The following is a 17852-nucleotide window of genomic DNA, read 5'->3' as shown; positions in this document are numbered from 1 at the left end:
AAATGTGAAGAAATTGCGATTCAATTTATTTGCGGTAACGTTACCGCATATTTTAGTAAAAAAACCTTTACGAATAAAGGATATATTTTGCGTGTACGTTAACACTTTGCAACAAATATAGTATATTGTGCTTACATTTGCATAATAAACAGAAGTTTTTTTTAGATGGTGAATCGAATTACAATTAAGGAAATAGCCCGAAAAGCAGATGTATCAATTGGTACAGTCGATAGAGTTTTGCACAATAGGGGACGTGTGGCAGAAGCAACCCGCGATAAAGTGCTCAAAATTGCTAAAGAAGGGAATTATTCCTCAAATGTAATGGCGCGTCATTTAAAGCTAAATAAGACCTATCGGATTTCGGTAATTTTGCCAGAGGAAAACAACTACTGGCTGATGCTTAAAGAGGGCATAGAAGAAGGCTGTGCAGAATTTGCACAAATGGGTTTTACAGCCGGTTATTGTTTTGTGGCCAACGATGGTTCTCAGGCAATGCAGCTGAATCAGATATTGGATTCCGATGCAGATGGTTTTATTATTGCTCCGTCGGCATTTCATCAGCAAGCCGATTTGCTATGCAAATTAAGGGAAAAAGGAAAACCATATGTGTTTGTTGATTCAAACATTATTGATGCAGGACAGCTCACTTTTATTGGTCAGGATTCGTACCGAAGCGGCGTTTTGGGCGCTAGCCTGCTGCACGATAAATATTTGTCGGATTACGAGATTTACATCACCACCTTCAGCGAATCGGATATTAAAGAGCAAATCATTAAAAACAGAATAGAAGGTTTTCGAAGCTATTTCGACGAAAATGAGATTAAGCATGCGAATATTCATGAGGTAAACCTTGAAAAAGATCAGATTACTGCCGATGATTTCTTGAATGTACTCTTGAAACATGAAAATCCAGTTCATCTTTTTATTCCCAATTCAAAAACCTATAAGCTGGCCGAGCAGTTGATTCAGTTCAAAGAAACAAATCGGTTACGGGTTGTGGGATACGATTTACTGCAATCAAATTTACGATTGCTAAATTGCGGAGCTATCGATTATCTGATTCATCAAAAGCCTAAAATGCAAGGCTATTTAGGCATGCAGTCTTTGTACAAAAACATTGTTTTAAAAACCGATGTGCCTTTGCATCAATACATGCCATTGGATATTATCAACAAAGAGAATGTAATGTATTGTCAGTAGAGGTGTTGCGTGCTGCGTTTTTAAGGTTTTGGTCTTCTTCATTAAAGTTGCCTGCAATTAATGATGTTTTATAAGCTTGTGGATTTACAAATTTCCTTTTCTATCTTCCGAATCATTTTTTTCAACGTTTTTTTTACAATAAGTTGATGAAATGGCTTGACTGGGAAAAAATAAAGCCGGCCAAATAAATTTTTAAATTCAACTCCCGTTGTTAATGTAATCCTCTGTTTTATAGTACCATCATTTATATTCTCAAGCAATAATGAAAATCGAAAGCTTAGGTGTTTATCATCCTCACCCATAATAAGTTCATTTTCTGTTCTGGTATAAAGTTTAAAGATATCGAGTTGCTCACCAGGCTCAAACGTAAAACTATCTGTGTCCCTTTGTTCGGCAGTAAGCTGAGAAGCTGTTTTTAATCCAAACAGTCCTACTATTTTATCTCTGAATGACATTAAGTTATCAGCCCATTTGGGACTGCTGTTGAAGAATAATTTTCCGATACTAATTATGTCATAATCCAATTCGTGGCTCATAAAATCGCTTTGAAAACTATCAATATAGTGGAATATGGTCTTGTTTTCATTCAGGATTGATTGGTCGGGAATCTTTGTCTGTTTTTTGATCATTTATTTCGGTATAATGCAGTTGTTTTTTATGACCGCCAATGTTTTGTTAAGGTTCTTGCGTGCTTTCAAAGAGTAATTTCATCAGCGTGCCTGGTAAGCAATCCGGATAAATTTACTTATTTGTATTTTGTGAAGCCCAATTTTAAATTACGAACATCGCTAAATAGCTTAGGGGAGTTGCATTCAGTCTTTTAACTGTTTGGTCTATTAATAAATCCAGTTCGGGAAGTTCTCTGTCAGGCTAATAGATTGGTAGTAACCTGCTTGGCTGTGGCACGTCTTTACTTTCAAAAGTATGTATTCACAGCAAACTCAAACTGATTAATAAATATTTCTTTAAAACTCGAAATATTATTCTGCTCATAGAACAGCAACATTGCTTTTTTATAGTCAATAGAATCTACAGTTCTAAAAGATAACGGACAATATTTCTCATTTATTAAAATAGCATTACTTACAATTCGGGCAGTTCTCTTGTTTCCATCCATAAACGGCTGAATATAGGAAATCAGCACCAATGCCAGCAACGCTTTCTCAAAGATATTCTCTTTTAAGTTTATTACTTCACAGGAACTTTTAACCGCCTCTGATATTTGAAATTCATTATCCAACGGACGATAATTTGTCCCGGAGATACCTACACGTTTTTTTCTCAAATTTCGCTCTACGGCAAGTTCCTTTATCAAAATACTATGTATATCCTCAATTTTTGAAACTGACAATGGATTTAAATAATTAGGATTCTCGATTATAAAATCCAGTGCTTCTTTATGATTCAAAAGCATTACTGCTTCTTCTTTTGTCTTTCCTGCAGCTGTTTCCTTCTCTTTTAAGAGTCTTTCTGTTTCCAATAAAGAGTAGGTATTTCCTTCAATTTGTGATGATTTCCAACTCAAATCAATCGCCAACCGCTCAAATTCCTTTTTATATTCATTTTCTGACAATTGAGTGATATTTCTTTGAAACTTCGCTTGTAGGTCTTTCAACTTCTCTAACTCTATTTTAGTAAAAATGCAATTTTCTGCAAGAACCTCATTTATAACTAAAAAATTAAATCCCTCCTTTATCTCTCGGTCATCAATTTCTTTTTCATAATACTTATCTAAATCTATTGGTTGTAAAAGATCATAGGTTGGAGAAACAATATATCTAGTACCTTTCCCTTGTCCTATTGCTGATAAATATTTTTCATTTATTAATTTTGACAAAATTCTTTTCAGTGTTGCATAGCTTACCGAAATATCCACATTCTCATGCACCTCTTTTGAAGAACTTGCTCCAACTTTCTTAATATAGGAGATTATCTGCTGGTCTCTTGAATCAATCATTGCAATAATTTTAGCTCATAAATCTACATTTTAAAGCTCACAATCGCTAATATTTGAGCTGTATTTCTCCAAAAAATGAGCTGCAACGAATTTACTCAGGTTCATGGGTGCTTTCAAAGAGTAATTTTTGTTGTTGTATGGTAGGGACATTGCATACAAAGTCCTTAGCGTGATTAACATTCACCCAATGTACCACTCTGTTTTCAATTAACAAAACAATACAAGTACTGCATTTTAAGCTATGAAATGCTTGTCTTGCTTGTGCAATTACTCCTGTTTCATTTTTGTTTGGCACACCTTAGCCTGCAGCATCTGCCTTTTGTCTTTTTGTTTGGAACAATTGCCCAGGAAATTGTATGCTTTTGCATTTGCTTTGTTACCTGCCGCTGTGCGCGGTCTACATTTTGAATAGTAAAAAGATACAAGTGCAGCATTTTCTTTTTGGATATAAAAAAACCACCAAATGCAATTTGGTGGTTTTTTGTGATCCCTCTGGGGTTCGAACCCAGGACCCCATCATTAAAAGTGATGTGCTCTACCAGCTGAGCTAAGGAATCCTCCTTATTTTTTTGAAGACTTTTGGTTGTCTTTAGTGATCCCTCTGGGGTTCGAACCCAGGACCCCATCATTAAAAGTGATGTGCTCTACCAGCTGAGCTAAGGAATCCTCCTTATTTTTTTGAAGACTTTTGGTTGTCTTTAGTGATCCCTCTGGGGTTCGAACCCAGGACCCCATCATTAAAAGTGATGTGCTCTACCAGCTGAGCTAAGGAATCCTCCTTATTTTTTTGAAGACTTTGGTTGTCTTTAGTGATCCCTCTGGGGTTCGAACCCAGGACCCCATCATTAAAAGTGATGTGCTCTACCAGCTGAGCTAAGGAATCCTCCTTATTTTTTTGAAGACTTTGGTTGTCTTTAGTGATCCCTCTGGGGTTCGAACCCAGGACCCCATCATTAAAAGTGATGTGCTCTACCAGCTGAGCTAAGGAATCCTCCTTATTTTTTTTGAAGACTTTGGTTGTCTTTGTGATCCCTCTGGGGTTCGAACCCAGGACCCCATCATTAAAAGTGATGTGCTCTACCAGCTGAGCTAAGGAATCAGATAAACTTCGTTTTTTAAAGCGATGCAAATATAGAGTGATTAAATGGAAATCGCAAACTGAAAATGGCAGAAATATCTATATTTCCCAAGAGGAAGTGAGGTTGGTTAGCTTTATTGTATTGGTTCGTAATTTGATAGTGGAAAGAAATAATGGTGAGAAAAAAGATCATTTTTTTTTAATAGTCCTAAAATCCTTATGATAATGGCCTGTTTTTTGTTCTGAGGAACCGTTTTAGTAAAGGAATGAATTGGAATATATTTCGGTATCATTAGTCGCCAAACCTGATTTTATGCTTTAAATATTTCAATACATTAAAATATTTTTAAATTTGTAGTCGCTGAAAAAATAACAGGAATTACTTCCTGCTTCTTATAATCTGTTAATATATCTCTTTCATGAAACAAAAAATTGTTGTGATTACAGGAGCTTCTTCTGGAATAGGAAAGGCATTGGCTTTAGAATTTGCTTCCCGTGGATCTAAAATTGTTTTGGCCGCAAGAAATCTCGAAAAACTAAAAGAAGTGGAAGAAAGTATTCTGGCTTTGGGAAATGAGGTTTTAACCGTTAAAACGGATGTAAGTGTTGAAGAAGATTGTAAAAATCTGATAACAGAGACTGTAAATCGATTTGGTGGAGTAGATGTACTGATAAACAACGCAGGAATTTCGATGAGAGCTCTTTTTACTGATTTGGATTTGTCGGTCATCAAAAATTTAATGGATGTTAATTTTTGGGGAACGGTTTACTGTACCAAATTTGCAATGCCATACATTACCAAATCAAAAGGATCGGTTGTAGGAGTAATTTCAATTGCGGGCTATATTGGTTTGCCTGCCCGATCGGGATATTCGGCATCAAAATATGCCATTCGCGGATTTCTGGATACCTTACGGGTCGAAAACCTAAAAACCGGTGTTCATGTATTGGTAGCTGCACCAGGTTTCACAGCCTCAAATGTTCGAAATGTTGCCCTAACGGCTGATGGATCGATGCAGGGTGAAACCCCCCGCGACGAAAGTAAAATGATGAGTGCCGAGGAATGTGCGCGCTTAATTGCCATTGCAGTAGTGAAACGAAAGCGTGAACTGATCATGACATTTATGGAAGGGAAATTAACCGTATGGCTTAAAAAATGGTTTCCTTCATTATTGGAAAAGCTAACCTATAATCATATGGCTAAAGAGCCTGATTCTCCTTTAAAATAGTACAGTGTAACAAATGGGTGTTTTGATGAACATCCATTTGTTTTTGACCAGCCCCGTAACCTTTATAAATGCTGGCAGTATACTTTCACGATTGTGATAATTTAATTGCAATCCACAATCACTACTACAATAAATGGATAAATCACATTTTAATACGTTTATCTTCTCCAGTGCGGATAAGATTTACTATTACGTATATTGTTTATTGAGAAATCAGGAGGAGACTCTTGAGGTAGTAAGCTTAACAATTGAGGAATGTTGGAAGGAGCGAAAGAAATTTAGCCATACCGATATGATTTATGTGTTTAAGATTGCAAGAAAGTTGGCAAGACTTAAAGCTTCTGGTTTTGAGAAAAGAATGTCTGTAGGCTGCACGAATAATTTATTAGCGGATACCAATCCGGTTTTAACTCATTTCTGTTCTCTAACTCAGGATTTATCGCCCTTACAAGCCGAAGTAATGTGTTTGCGCTCAATGGTTCGGTTACGCATGGATGATATCTCAATTGTTGTGGGCTTAGGAATAAATAATGTACAATCTATTCTGTCGGTGGTAAGAAAAGTTCTTAGAGCGAGAATAGATCAAAATGGTACCTTGGCAGATTTTAAAAACAATGAAGTTTTATTTAAGTACTATTCCGGCAAGTCAACATTAAAAGAAGAAGAACAGCTTCGACTGTATTTTTCGAGAATGGATTTGTCTGATGTAACGGATGCTGACAGAGAGCTTTTTCAGTTGTTTTTAAAAATGGGTAATGAACCTATGCCATCCAGCTGTTCCGATCAATTACTTTTGGAAATAAAAGAAATGCAGAAGAGGAATTGGCGAAGTTCTTTCTTTGGAATTTTTAAGTGAGAAATAAAAAGGATTTGTAACAATCACAAAGTAGAGGTGATGTCTGCTTCATCGAAAAATTCTCTTCGGGGAGGAATTGAATTCAAATCAAATAATTCGGCCCATTCTATTTTCACTCTAAAAAAAGTTAAATTCGGATTGTCAACCGACAAGTAAATTTCTTGAAGGGTTTTACTCTCTTCTACCGAAACAAACGCTATTGGGTCAATAGAGTGGATGTAATCCTGCAGCATCGACAATTCTCTTCTGTTTACAACAATAAAAATTATCGATTTTTCTTTTAAATCGAGTGTTCTGCTGCCTTTTATAATGGTTCCGTTAAGATTGAAATCATCGGTGATTTTGGCTCTGATTTCTTCATGTTTATCAGAAATAATAAATAATGCTTTTTCGTAAGCAGAACCCTGCAAGGTGATATCAGTAACTTTTCCAATAATAAAAAGTACGATCCATGAATACAATGGAATCTGCCAATCCATTTTAATGTATAAACAACTTAAAATAATCAGGGAATCAACATAAATAACTAGTTGGCCAAGGGGAAGTCCGGTATATTTTGCACCAATCATGGCGATAATATCTGTTCCGACAGAACTTGCTCTTGCTTTAATTATCAGGCCTAAACCAAAACCAATAAAGATTCCTCCAAAAATACAGGATAGCAGCACATCATCTACTAATGGAATAAATCCCCACCAAGTGCTTACAATATCTATAAATAATGCGCACAAAATGAATGATATAAAGGTTTTAACACCGAAACGGGGCCCCAATAGTTTTATGCCAATAAAGCACAAAGGAATGTTTATAGCCAAACTGGCTAATCCAACGGGAATACCTCCACCGTATTTTCGAAACAAGTCATTCGAATAATCCATGAATTGATAGAGTATACCTGAGAAAAAGCCATTGTAATCAGCAGGATTTAATGTGCCAAAAATGCCGTGAGGAAATAACCCAATTGTCAGTTTATTAATGACAATACCTAAACCATAGACAGTACCTGGTACAATTCCATGAGGAATAATAAAAAAAACAAATCCGGCAGCAACAACAAATGCACCGAAAATAAGAATGGTATAATTATAAAACCATTTACTTGAAAAGAGTGTATCTTTTTGTATAAAAGTCAAAACGATTATGATTTATGGAGTTGGAATTAGTCTTAAAGCTTATTTGGATTTTTTACAAAATAATAGTTTTTATTGAGATTTACGGAGCTTCACAAGATATTTTTCTGTTAAAATAAATTGAATTGGTATTGTTTTGTTAGTAAAGAATTGATTGTTTTGCATCACGATCAAATACGGGAGACTATGAAGGCTAAAATTAGTAAGCTACTAATGCAATTGTTTGGGTGGAAATATATTGGAGATATACCGCAGGTTAAGAAGGCTGTTGTGATTGCGGTTCCGCACACTTCCAACTGGGATTTTGTTTGGGGAAAGCTTGCTTTTTTATCTTATAATATTCCTACAAAGGTATTAATGAAAAAAGAGATGTTCGTTTTTCCTCTTAAGTACATCTGGAAATCGTGGGGAGTAATTCCTGTTAATCGTTCAACAAAAGGCAATATGACTGATGAACTGATTAAAGAATTTGCGAGTCGTGAGTCTTTGTATTTGTCAATTGCACCGGAAGGGAGCCGCAGCCTTCGTTCTGAGTGGAAAAAAGGTTTTTATTATATCGCGCTAAAGGCAAATGTTCCTATTTATCTGGCTGAAATTAACTACGAGGAAAAAACCTTAACTTGTGGTGAGGCTTTTTATCCAACGGGCGATGTAGAGAAGGATATGATTAAGATTAAAAGCAAGTATATCAATTGTAAGCCTAAATATCCGGCGAATTTTACAACAGGATTGTAACCAAAAGAATAAGATGTCTGATACTCTGAAAATTAGTTTAGTACAATTGAATTTGGATTGGGGAAATGTAGAAGGGAATTTGAATAGAATTTCGAATCTGCTTTTACCTCTAAAAAATCAGACTGATTTAATTGTTCTGCCTGAGATGTTCTCGTCAGGCTTTATGATGGAAGGTAAAAGCCTGATTTCGCCAAAAGCCAAAATGACTCTTGACTGGATGAAAAATCAAGCCGGAGAGTTAAATTCGGTTCTTCTAGGAAGTATAATTGTAGAGGAAAACGGCGAATATTTTAACCGTTTGTACTGTGTTGATGGCGGGAAAATTATTTGTTCGTATGATAAGCGTCATTTGTTTAGAATGGGAGAGGAGCATCACCACTTTTCAAGTGGCAGTGAGCGGGTTGTCTTCAATTTGGGAAAATGGAGAATATGTCCTTTGGTTTGTTATGATTTACGTTTTCCGGTATGGAGCCGTAATCAGAATGATTATGACATTTTGCTGTATGTTGCCAATTGGCCCGAAGCCCGAAGAGAGGTTTGGAATACGCTTTTGAAAGCACGGGCAATAGAAAATCAGTCGTTTGTTGTTGGAGTGAATCGAATAGGATTTGATGGTTTGGGACTTTCTTATGCCGGAGATTCAGCTCTTTTTAACGCAAAAGGTCAACTTGTTGGAAAATGTGCCGATTACACCGAAGAAATTGTTAGTCTGCAATTAAATTTAGATTCATTAAATGAATTCAGAAGTAAATTTCCGGTTCTTTTGGATGCAGATTCATTTCAAATAAGCTAAAATACACCAAATATATGTCTGATTAATAGTGAATTGTTGTTTTGTAGCAATAATGTACTTTCGGGCACTTGTAAAACTAAACTTATAGTTATATATTTATCTTTGGAAACCATCCTAAAATAAAATAAATGAAAGAATTAACTAGGGCAGAAGAACAAGTGATGCAAATCCTATGGGATCTGGAAAATGCATTTGTGAAGGAAATTATAGAAAAAATACCAGAACCCAAACCTGCTTATAATACCATATCCACCATTACACGAATTCTTGAGAAGAAAGGATTTGTGAGTCATATTGCTTACGGCAAAAGTCATCAGTACTTTCCATTAATGGGAAAAAAGGAATATACCCGAAAATTTATGAAGGGTTTCGTTCGTAATTATTTTTCGAACTCTTATCGAGATATGGTTTCATTTTTCGCTAAGGAAGAGCAAGTGAGTTTATCGGAATTGGAAGAGGTGAAAAGAATGGTTGAAGAGCAAATAAAAAAGCAAAGTAGATAAGCTAATAATAAATGATTACAGGCATAATCTTATATTTTTTGCAATCGGCAATATGCATGGCTTTTTTTTATGCCCTGTATTGGTTGTTTCTAAAAAGGGATACCTTTTTTAGAGTTAACCGTGTGTTCCTTTTGCTTACATTACTTGCCTCGATATTAATTCCAACTTTGGAAATACCTTTTCAGCCCGAACCCAAGAGTACGATTGAAAATTCATTTCATGTATTAGATGCCGTGGTTTTAGCTTCACAGCAGTATTTAAACAGCAATATGCTCGAAGAGGTTGTTGTTACGGCAACAGTAAAAAAAGCTCTTACATGGTACCAATACTTAGGTGTAGTGTATATTTTGGGAGTATTTCTTTTTTCGATCCGATTTTTTAAAAATCTATTCCAGTTATTTTCCTGGACAAAAAGCAGTAAGATTCTGCGTGAAAAGGGACTTCGGCTGGTGATCATGAATGATGATTATCCTCCTTTTTCTTTTTTGAATTCTGTTTTTATCAGTAAGGCTGATTACCAAAAGACCAATTTTACATCCATATTAGCTCACGAAAGGGTGCATGTCGATCAGCTTCATACCTTCGATTTACTGATGATTGAAATTCTCACAGTAATTTTTTGGATGAATCCTGTCGTTTGGTTTTATAAATCATCAATTCAGGAAGTGCATGAATATTTAGCCGATGATAAGGTTGTAAATGGAGCCGTGAATGCGAATGAGTACAAAATGCATATTGTGAATCAATTTGCGGGTGGTGATTTGTTTCGTTTGGCCAATAATTTTGGGCAGTCAACACTGAAAAAAAGAATCTCGATGTTGGGCAGAATAAAAACACCAAGAATTGCTTTGGTAAAACTCTTGCTTATTATACCAATTTTTGTGGTTCTGTTATCAGCTTTTGCTTTTACAATTAAGGAGGAAGAAAAGTTAGATACTGAATTCTCATTTAAAGAGTTGCTGCCGATGGACTTGAATATCTTTTCTTCCTTACGAAGCGAGCCGGCAAATTTTTATTCAGAAACAAAATATGAATTCTCACCGCAATTAGTCACTCACAAAATTAATAAGCTGGAGTATAAAGAAACAATCAGCCCTGAAGAAATAAAGACCATAACCGACGAAATGCCTGTTTTTCCGGGTGGTGTAATCGCCCTTCAAAAATACTTGGCAAAACATGTTAAATATCCTAAGCTTGCTCAAACTAAGCAAATTGAAGGTCGTGTGTTTGTTTCTTTTGTGGTTAATAAAGAAGGCAGAGTTGTTAATGCAGCTTTGGCAAGAAAAGTTAATCCCTTACTAGATCGCGAAGCTTTACGGGTTGTATCATCTCTTCCTAAATGGAACCCAGGAAAGAAAGATGGAGAATTTGTGAATATTGCATATACTGTTCCTATTAATTTTCAATTAAAGGATTTAATCGATAAACCTGTTGAGTCGCCGGATCCTTTGTATTCAAGAATTAAGAATTCATCCGACTATCATCTGGAAAATATTCTTAAAGCTAATGTGAATAAGAGCAAAGAATATGTTGTAGTAGAGAAAATGCCGCAGTTTACTGAGGCAAATGGCAATTTGAGAAAATATATTGCAAGAAAAATTCAATATCCTGTTTTGGCTGCTGAACAGGGCTACGAAGGTCAGGTTTTTGTCCAGTTTGTTGTGAGAACTGATGGTAGTGTTGCGAAGGCGAAAGTAATAAAAGGAGCAAATATTGAATTAAATAAGGAAGCCTTACGTGTTATTAACAGCATGCCTAATTGGGTGCCCGGCGAGCAGCACGGAAAAAAAGTTGAGGTTAAATATACAATTCCTATTCGTTTTTCTTTGAACTAATAAATTTTTTTACGTATATTAACTAAGAAATTAGTTATAAAACTAATTTCTTAGGAATAAAAACAAACCAATTTATATTGTCTAACCAAAAACCCTTTATTATGGAAGTTAAGAAAAGCCCCCGCTATGATTTGGAAAAAAAACGAGGTTTATTTTTACAAATCGGATTCTTTTTAAGTCTTATAATTGTATTAATGGCTTTTGAGTATAAAACCCCGGTTGGAAAAACGGCAGATCTGGATTTTGATGTTCTTGAAGAAATGGAAGAAATTATTCCCATAACCGTGCAGGATAAACCTCAACCAAAAGAAGTTCCTAAAATTAAAGAAATGATTTTAACAGAATTAACTTTAGTAGAAGATGATGATGATGTACCTGATCTGGATATTAAGGATTCTGATATTAGTGAAGATGATTCCTATGTTATTACAGATGTAAAAGAGGATATCGAGGAAGATGTTGAAGATGTGCCATTTGTAAGGGTAGAGCAAATGCCAATATTTAATCCCAAAAAGAATAATACCTATGATGAAGGATTAAAAGATTTGTTTATAACTATGCAGAAAATGACCAAATATCCTATTGTGGCTCAGGAAAATGGAATTGAAGGAAAGGTGTATGTTCGATTTGTAGTTACTAAAACAGGAAATATCGAACAGATTCAAGTAATGAGACCTGTTGATCCTTCTCTGGATAAAGAAGCAATTCGTGTTGTACAAAGCCTGCCCAAATTTAAACCGGGAATGCAAAGAAACAAACCTGTAAGTGTTTGGTTCAGCGGGTACATTTCGTTTGTATTGCAATAGATCCTTTTTTTTGAATCGTATAACTAACAATTTAGTTTTCGTGTGCATAAAAAACCATTAAATGTCTCACCAAAAAACTCATGATTATGCAAGTGAAAAAGAACCCCCGATATAATTTAGAGAAGAAAAGAGTTCTGTTCTTACAATTTGGTTTCATAATTAGTTTCTTATTTGTGCTAATGGCCTTCGAATACAAAGTGCCAATGAATGAACCGGAAGATTTTGTATTTGATTCGATTGATGATATGGAAGAATTGACAGCAGTAACTTTTCGTGAACCGGAGAAAAAAATGGAGCCGCCAAAAGTCAGAAAAATAGAATTAATTGACCTGCTGGTGATTGAAGAAGAGCCTGAAGAGGAATATATTCCTGAGGATTCGTTTGGAGATCCGAACGAGGAAATATTGGAACAACCAGCCTATGAAGAGGAAATATCAGAAGAAATGAGTCCTTTTGTAAGCGTAGAGGAGATGCCAATCTTTAATCCACAAAAAAATAAAACCTATGAAGAAGGGTGCAAAGATTTGTTTATCACCATGCAAAGAATGGTTAGGTATCCGATAGCAGCGCAGGAGTCTAATATTTACGGAAAAGTATTTGTGAAATTTGTTGTTACAAGTGAAGGGAACATATCAAATATCCAGGTGACTCGTAAAGTGGATCCTTTATTGGATGAAGAAGTTGTTCGTGTGGTACAGAATTTACCAAAATTTAAACCTGGCAAACAATTTAATAAAAAAGTACCGGTTTGGTTCTCAGGCTATATTAATTTTGTTTTGCAATAGGTTTTAGTTGTACATAAGTATTCGGAAGTTTGCAACTATTACAGCTTAAATCCGTATATTTAATTATAAAGCGTTCTTTGAACTCATCCTCTTATGTGGACTTAAGCTAAGCATTATTAGATGTTTTGGTGATGTTTAGTTTATTGTCACTACTGATACTGTACTTTAATATTTAAAATGTTTAGCTATGATTCCCAAAAAGAATCCAAATGCTGATTTGGAAAAACGAAAATCATTGTTTTTTGAAATTGGGTTGGTTATGGCCTTAGCATTAACTTTAATATCTTTTGAATGGCCTACAAAAGTAAGAGAGGTTGTTGAAATTAGAAATTTGGTTGATTTAAAATTGGATGAAGAAATAATTCCAATTACCAGACAGGAAGAAATTAAAGAAAAACCCAAATTACCACCAAAAATTCAATTAACAGATGTAATTACGATTGTTGAAAATAATACCGAGTTAGAAAATGAAATTGAAATTGTTGAGGAAAATTTGAATCAGGAAACTGAATTTGAAATCGCTCCACAAGAAGTATTTGTTGAGGAAGAAGTTGACGATGAAGCGAAAATTTTCGTGATTGTAGAGGAAATGCCAATATTTAGGCCTGATATCTGCAAAAACAATGTTGAAGGTAATTTGGAATTGTACAGACACATCAATTCGAGTATCAGATATCCTGTTATTGCACAGGAAAATGGGATAACAGGAAGGGTTTTTGTTAGTTTTATTGTTGGGAAAGACGGGAGTATTTCAAAAGTAGAATTGCTTAGGGGAATTGACCCTTCATTGGATCAGGAAGCTCTGCGTGTAATTCGAAATTTACCCAAATTTCAACCAGGTAAGCAAAGAGGAAAGCCGGTGAAAGTTTCTTATTCCGTTGTGATAAATTTTGTACTTCAGTAATTGATCAGAATACAGACAAATAAAAGTGAAGCCTGCTGAATAGTTTAGCAGGCTTTATTATTTTTATAGTATCACAGAATGAATTTCTTCAGCCTCTGCATGTTTTTTTAACAGATCAATTGCTAAATCCATAGCTTCCGGCAAAGCTTTATCAGCCTGAAAACTAATAATGATCATCAGAAAGGTTTGACAATTTTCATCAATTTGGGTTCGTAAAGAATCGCTTGTAGGACTTCCAAATGCTCCCAGATCATCTCTGAAAACGGGCAGTTTATCTATATTTAAAGATCCTCGTCCGATTCCTTCGTAGGCTTCGTCAGCTTTTCCAATGCCAAAGCGAACAACACCTTCTATTTTGTCAGCATTGTATCCGCCAATTGAAAACCCACTTGTAATAGACACCAAATTTAATAAATCTACCACATTATTTATTTTGTACAATCCTTTCCCATTTACAATTCTTCGTAACAAAGATTCTGCGGACAAGCGATACCTGCTGGGGTCTTTTCCAACTGCCCGGTATCCTTTTTTTGAACTATTAATACTTGGGATATCTACAATTCCTGAAATGGCCAGATTTTGTTGAATGGTTACTGTTTTTTCATTAATTACCTGCCATAGATTCGGACATTCTTCTTTCGTGCTTACCCTGCATTGAATAATGCCCAGGCAAAGAGATGGACAAATTTGTTTTAGTTCTGCTTCTATTTCGATTTTAGTCATATCAATTTTCATTGGCTAATCGGTATTTTCACTAATTGGCAATTTGAATGCAAAATACAGATTCTACTTATTTTATTACAATTAATAACAGGAATAAATTTAATTTCAGAATCAGAAAAAATTTTATCATAAACTTTTTATCAGGAAAGATATTCGTTAACTTTAGATGATAACGATTGAAAAAATGACCTGTAAAACTGCTTTAATAACTGGTGCTGCAAAGCGAATTGGAAAATCTATTGCCATGCATATGGCAAAGAATGGTTTTAGTATTGCCATTCACTACAATTCGTCTAAAAATGATGCAATTTCGTTACAAACAGATTTGGTGAATAAGTATCCGGAACAAAAATTCAAAATTTTTAAAAGTGATTTGAATTCTGCTCAAGACACAGATCGGTTAATTGATAAGGTTTTGTTACATTTTGAGAAGATTGATGTATTAATAAATAATGCATCTGTTTTCGATCCAGGAGTAATTCAAGAGACTTCGGTAAAATTGTTTCAGGATCAGATGAATGTGAATTTATTAGCCCCTTTTATCCTGTCAAGGGATTATGCTATGAATAGTGAAAGTGGATTGATTATAAATCTGTTGGATACTCGAATTGCAAGCTATTCAAATTTGTATGCGGCTTACAGTTTGTCGAAAGTTGGACTGGCTCATTTAACAAAAATGGCTGCACTTGAATTCGCACCAAAAATTAGGGTCAATGGTATAGCTCCCGGAGCCACTCTTCCTCCGGTGGATAAGGGAGAAGAGTATTTACAGAGGCTTGCAGAAAAAACGCCAATGAAAATTTCCGGTGGAATTGAACCCATTTTGCAATCATTGGATTATATATTGGCAAATCAGAACCTAACCGGACAGATTTTGTACTGCGACGGAGGTGAACAACTCTTATAAATTAGATATATGGCAATTATTCGTGTGAAAAATTTGTTGATTAGAACTTATATTGGTTTTAATGAGGACGAATTGCGTAACAAACAAGATGTTGTGATTAATATGACCATTAAGGCGGATGTAGACAATGCTATAGCTAATGATGATGTTGAGAATTCATACAATTACAAAACAATAACAAAAAAGGTGATTGTGCTTGTGCAGGAAGGTAAATTTAAAATGTTGGAGAATTTGACCCGGCAAGTGCTGGATGTAATTTTGATGAATCCCCAAGTGGAGTGGGCAAAAGTAGAGGTGGATAAACCTCATGCTTTGCGTTTTGCAGAATCTGTGTCGATTGAATTGGAGGCTTACAGAAAGGGTGTTACTTAAACTGAAATTTCACTAAATCAATATGTAATGAACGATTGTATAGTAGGTATAGGATCGAATATTAATCCAACAGAAAACATTCGAAAGATGCTGTGTCTTCTGTCGAAAGATCATTTGCTGAAAAAACATTCCAAATGGATTAGAACAGCGCCGATTGGAATTACCAATCAAGAGGATTTTATTAATGGAGCTGTGAGGCTAAGAACCCATCACTGCCGTGAGGAATTCAATTTGTATTTGAAACAATTGGAGGATAAGATGGGAAGGGACAGGAGTCTTCCAAAATTTGGTCCGCGTATAATTGATTTAGATATTGTTGTATGGAATGATGAAATTGTGGATGAGGACTACTATTCAAGAGATTTTTTAAAGAAATCGGTGGATGAGTTAATGTTCGGTTAATTTCTGTTTTAATTGTTTTGCCAATTCAATATCAGCCGCCGCCCAGTCAATTTTATCTAATTCTTCAGGCTCAATCCATTTGTAATTTTGATGAACTTGAAGGATTAATTCACCCGACAGATGCTCAGCAAAGTAGCTAAGCAAATGAATTGGCTTGTTGCCATAATCAAATATGCTTTCTCCAAAATAGTCAAGAATTTTTGTTTCAATTCCAAATTCTTCAAACAGTTCTCTCTTTAGGCATTCCTGAGGTGTTTCATCAGATTCAATTTTACCACCCGGGAATTCCCATTTGCCGGATAATTCGTCATCCTTACTTCGTTGAGCAACAAATATCTTCCCGTTTTTAATGAGTATTGCGGCGGTAACTTTGATCGGTTCCATTAGTTATTGGAAGATAATGGCGTTAATTCTTCGAGTAAATCGGATGCCAGGCGCACCAAATTTTTGCAGGAAATGCTGTAGTTGAACTTGATGTCGAAACAGGTTAGGTGTTCTGATTTTTCTTGAAAACGTCTGGTGAATTCTGCTAATAATTCAGGCTTGTCTTTCAGTAATTCCAAAGCAGCATGATAAGCTCCGCAATTGCCGCCCTTTGCTTTTCCATTGCCATATTTCGAGCACTCATTTATCTCATCATTGGTAATCCTAAACTCTTCCTGAAAAGCTTTGTAGATTGCCTGAGCGCAGTTGTAATAACCAGGCGGTTTGTGAAAGTATTTCAAGGCTATATCGGCCTTTGTCTCTTTATTTGAAAAGCTCATTGATTAAAATATTGCTTTGATAACAGGCAAATGTAGGCTTTTCCAAAAATATTATTCAAATATTAGTATGCTTCTTCAACATATATGAGAAAAAAGAATGGTATTGCTGATTTTATAATGGAGAAAATCAGTGAACAAAGTAGGGGGATTTTGGCTTGTGTTTTTATTCCTGTGATTAGAAGGATATGTATTTTATTAAAAGTGCGCAGTCATTTGGAAGGTTAACAGTAAGACGTGAAATATATCACGTCTTATTTTTTCACAAAAAGATTCTAATTAAAATTAATGCTATGACTACAATCGATTGACTTAAGGTCGTTTTCTTGAAGATTAAATTTCATGTTTTACCGCATTGATATATTAATTTTCTCTTTTAGTGATTTGATTTTAGATTCGTTGCTTAGCGAAAAAGTATTGGAATCTTTTTCTGTAAATTCCAGCAGTAATAACGATTTTTCGTAATAATTTAAGCCATTCACTTTATCGCCTTTTGCAATATTCAATTCTGCCTCAGCAAAAAAGAGCTCCGATAATATCTTTAAATGACTATTTGTGTAATTGTGCTTTGTAAGCAAATCTTCGGTAAGTTTTTCTTTTGGGAGATTTCTAAAGAATGAAGCATCTTCTTTCAGAAAATCACGATAAGCATTCTCTAATAATTTATGAGCTTGCGATAAGTCACCTTTTTTAATTAAACCTAAAAGGAGAGCGATTAAATCAGCAATCATTTCAAGCATTCGCATGATAAAGTCTTTCTGGTACATAATTTTGATTTGGAGTGGTTTTTTGTTTCGTAATTGTAAAAATAATCAGAAAAAATTAAGAAGTATATCTAATTACTGGATTGTTTTTTGTTAATCAGCGGTGTTTTTG

20 protein-coding genes and 6 tRNA genes are annotated in these 17852 nt (G+C 35.0%); 13 read left to right on the top strand and 13 right to left on the bottom strand.

Annotated features, from left to right (window positions below; genetic code table 11):
• Positions 1-165: 165 nt before the first annotated feature.
• Positions 166-1200, top strand: a complete 1035-nt coding sequence (locus tag ACHZAX_RS10715) for a LacI family DNA-binding transcriptional regulator (protein WP_320019100.1) — start codon at positions 166-168, stop codon at positions 1198-1200.
• A gap of 68 nt (positions 1201-1268) precedes the next feature.
• On the opposite strand, the gene ACHZAX_RS10710 is transcribed toward ACHZAX_RS10715, so the two are convergent.
• The 8 genes from ACHZAX_RS10710 to ACHZAX_RS10675 all read right to left on the bottom strand — a co-directional run bounded on the left by ACHZAX_RS10710 (position 1269) and on the right by ACHZAX_RS10675 (position 4256).
• Positions 1269-1829 (bottom strand): DUF2867 domain-containing protein, encoded by a 561-nt coding sequence (locus ACHZAX_RS10710; RefSeq protein WP_320019099.1) that lies wholly within the window; start codon positions 1827-1829, stop codon positions 1269-1271.
• A 287-nt stretch (positions 1830-2116) separates the two neighbouring features.
• Positions 2117-3157, bottom strand: coding sequence for a Fic family protein (locus ACHZAX_RS10705; protein WP_320019098.1), 1041 nt, complete (start codon positions 3155-3157; stop codon positions 2117-2119).
• A gap of 484 nt (positions 3158-3641) precedes the next feature.
• A tRNA-Lys gene (locus ACHZAX_RS10700) sits at positions 3642-3714 on the bottom strand.
• Between the two features lie 36 nt (positions 3715-3750).
• A tRNA-Lys gene (locus tag ACHZAX_RS10695) sits at positions 3751-3823 on the bottom strand.
• Positions 3824-3859: 36 nt separating this feature from the next.
• Positions 3860-3932: transfer RNA gene (locus ACHZAX_RS10690), tRNA-Lys, on the bottom strand.
• Between the two features lie 35 nt (positions 3933-3967).
• Positions 3968-4040, bottom strand: a tRNA-Lys gene (locus ACHZAX_RS10685).
• A gap of 35 nt (positions 4041-4075) precedes the next feature.
• Positions 4076-4148 (bottom strand) — tRNA-Lys (locus tag ACHZAX_RS10680).
• Positions 4149-4183: 35 nt separating this feature from the next.
• Positions 4184-4256, bottom strand: a tRNA-Lys gene (locus ACHZAX_RS10675).
• 398 nt (positions 4257-4654) lie between these two features.
• On the opposite strand from ACHZAX_RS10675, the gene ACHZAX_RS10670 reads away from it, so the two are divergent.
• Positions 4655-5464, top strand: a complete 810-nt coding sequence (locus tag ACHZAX_RS10670; RefSeq protein ID WP_101308698.1) for an SDR family oxidoreductase — start codon at positions 4655-4657, stop codon at positions 5462-5464.
• Positions 5465-5597: 133 nt separating this feature from the next.
• Positions 5598-6320, top strand: a complete 723-nt coding sequence (locus ACHZAX_RS10665) for an RNA polymerase sigma factor (protein WP_320019097.1) — start codon at positions 5598-5600, stop codon at positions 6318-6320.
• 23 nt (positions 6321-6343) lie between these two features.
• Here the strand turns inward: ACHZAX_RS10665 and ACHZAX_RS10660 are convergent, their stop codons facing one another.
• On the bottom strand, positions 6344-7453 hold the full coding sequence (locus ACHZAX_RS10660) for a YitT family protein (protein WP_320019096.1): 1110 nt from the start codon (positions 7451-7453) through the stop codon (positions 6344-6346).
• A gap of 183 nt (positions 7454-7636) precedes the next feature.
• Here ACHZAX_RS10660 and ACHZAX_RS10655 point away from each other — a divergent pair, with 183 nt between their 5' ends.
• From ACHZAX_RS10655 to ACHZAX_RS10625, 7 genes are all read left to right on the top strand, one after another.
• Complete coding sequence (locus ACHZAX_RS10655; protein WP_320019095.1) at positions 7637-8185, top strand: 1-acyl-sn-glycerol-3-phosphate acyltransferase; 549 nt, start codon at positions 7637-7639, stop codon at positions 8183-8185.
• A gap of 13 nt (positions 8186-8198) precedes the next feature.
• Positions 8199-8978: an amidohydrolase gene (locus ACHZAX_RS10650; RefSeq protein ID WP_320019094.1), complete on the top strand. Its 780-nt coding sequence runs from the start codon at positions 8199-8201 to the stop codon at positions 8976-8978.
• A gap of 128 nt (positions 8979-9106) precedes the next feature.
• Positions 9107-9481: a BlaI/MecI/CopY family transcriptional regulator gene (locus tag ACHZAX_RS10645; protein WP_101262091.1), complete on the top strand. Its 375-nt coding sequence runs from the start codon at positions 9107-9109 to the stop codon at positions 9479-9481.
• Positions 9482-9537: 56 nt separating this feature from the next.
• Positions 9538-11316, top strand: a complete 1779-nt coding sequence (locus tag ACHZAX_RS10640; protein ID WP_320019093.1) for a M56 family metallopeptidase — start codon at positions 9538-9540, stop codon at positions 11314-11316.
• A 101-nt stretch (positions 11317-11417) separates the two neighbouring features.
• Positions 11418-12122 (top strand): energy transducer TonB, encoded by a 705-nt coding sequence (locus tag ACHZAX_RS10635; RefSeq protein ID WP_320019092.1) that lies wholly within the window; start codon positions 11418-11420, stop codon positions 12120-12122.
• Positions 12123-12208: 86 nt separating this feature from the next.
• Positions 12209-12907 (top strand): energy transducer TonB, encoded by a 699-nt coding sequence (locus tag ACHZAX_RS10630; RefSeq protein WP_180327222.1) that lies wholly within the window; start codon positions 12209-12211, stop codon positions 12905-12907.
• Positions 12908-13094: 187 nt separating this feature from the next.
• Positions 13095-13811: an energy transducer TonB gene (locus ACHZAX_RS10625; RefSeq protein WP_101308690.1), complete on the top strand. Its 717-nt coding sequence runs from the start codon at positions 13095-13097 to the stop codon at positions 13809-13811.
• A gap of 63 nt (positions 13812-13874) precedes the next feature.
• Here the strand turns inward: ACHZAX_RS10625 and ACHZAX_RS10620 are convergent, their stop codons facing one another.
• Positions 13875-14534: a B3/B4 domain-containing protein gene (locus ACHZAX_RS10620; protein ID WP_320019091.1), complete on the bottom strand. Its 660-nt coding sequence runs from the start codon at positions 14532-14534 to the stop codon at positions 13875-13877.
• Between the two features lie 184 nt (positions 14535-14718).
• Here ACHZAX_RS10620 and ACHZAX_RS10615 point away from each other — a divergent pair, with 184 nt between their 5' ends.
• The 3 genes from ACHZAX_RS10615 to folK are packed head-to-tail and all read left to right on the top strand — an operon-like array spanning position 14719 to position 16215.
• Positions 14719-15441, top strand: coding sequence for an SDR family NAD(P)-dependent oxidoreductase (locus tag ACHZAX_RS10615; RefSeq protein WP_180327221.1), 723 nt, complete (start codon positions 14719-14721; stop codon positions 15439-15441).
• Positions 15442-15450: 9 nt separating this feature from the next.
• Positions 15451-15813 (top strand): dihydroneopterin triphosphate 2'-epimerase, encoded by a 363-nt coding sequence (gene folX / locus ACHZAX_RS10610; protein WP_101308688.1) that lies wholly within the window; start codon positions 15451-15453, stop codon positions 15811-15813.
• A gap of 27 nt (positions 15814-15840) precedes the next feature.
• Positions 15841-16215 carry a 2-amino-4-hydroxy-6-hydroxymethyldihydropteridine diphosphokinase gene (gene folK, locus ACHZAX_RS10605; RefSeq protein ID WP_101308687.1) on the top strand — a complete coding sequence of 125 codons (375 nt, stop codon included), beginning with the start codon at positions 15841-15843 and terminating at the stop codon, positions 16213-16215.
• Here folK and ACHZAX_RS10600 read toward each other — a convergent pair.
• The 3 genes from ACHZAX_RS10600 to ACHZAX_RS10590 form a co-directional block, all read right to left on the bottom strand.
• Positions 16201-16599: a (deoxy)nucleoside triphosphate pyrophosphohydrolase gene (locus ACHZAX_RS10600; RefSeq protein WP_320019090.1), complete on the bottom strand. Its 399-nt coding sequence runs from the start codon at positions 16597-16599 to the stop codon at positions 16201-16203. The two genes, folK and ACHZAX_RS10600, sit on opposite strands and share 15 nt — an antisense overlap.
• Entirely contained in the window at positions 16599-16979 is a 381-nt protein-coding gene (locus ACHZAX_RS10595) for a C-GCAxxG-C-C family (seleno)protein (protein WP_101308685.1), read from the bottom strand. Before ACHZAX_RS10595 ends, ACHZAX_RS10600 begins: the two co-directional genes overlap by 1 nt.
• A 344-nt stretch (positions 16980-17323) precedes the next feature.
• Positions 17324-17743 carry a hypothetical protein gene (locus tag ACHZAX_RS10590; RefSeq protein ID WP_320019089.1) on the bottom strand — a complete coding sequence of 140 codons (420 nt, stop codon included), beginning with the start codon at positions 17741-17743 and terminating at the stop codon, positions 17324-17326.
• Positions 17744-17852: the final 109 nt, after the last annotated feature.

The sequence above is a fragment of the Labilibaculum manganireducens genome (genome assembly GCF_963665805.2).
In the GTDB taxonomy this organism is placed as follows: domain Bacteria; phylum Bacteroidota; class Bacteroidia; order Bacteroidales; family Marinifilaceae; genus Labilibaculum; species Labilibaculum manganireducens.
The sequence above is the reverse complement of the archived record's forward strand: the minus strand, read 5'-3'. Positions and strand labels throughout refer to the sequence as shown.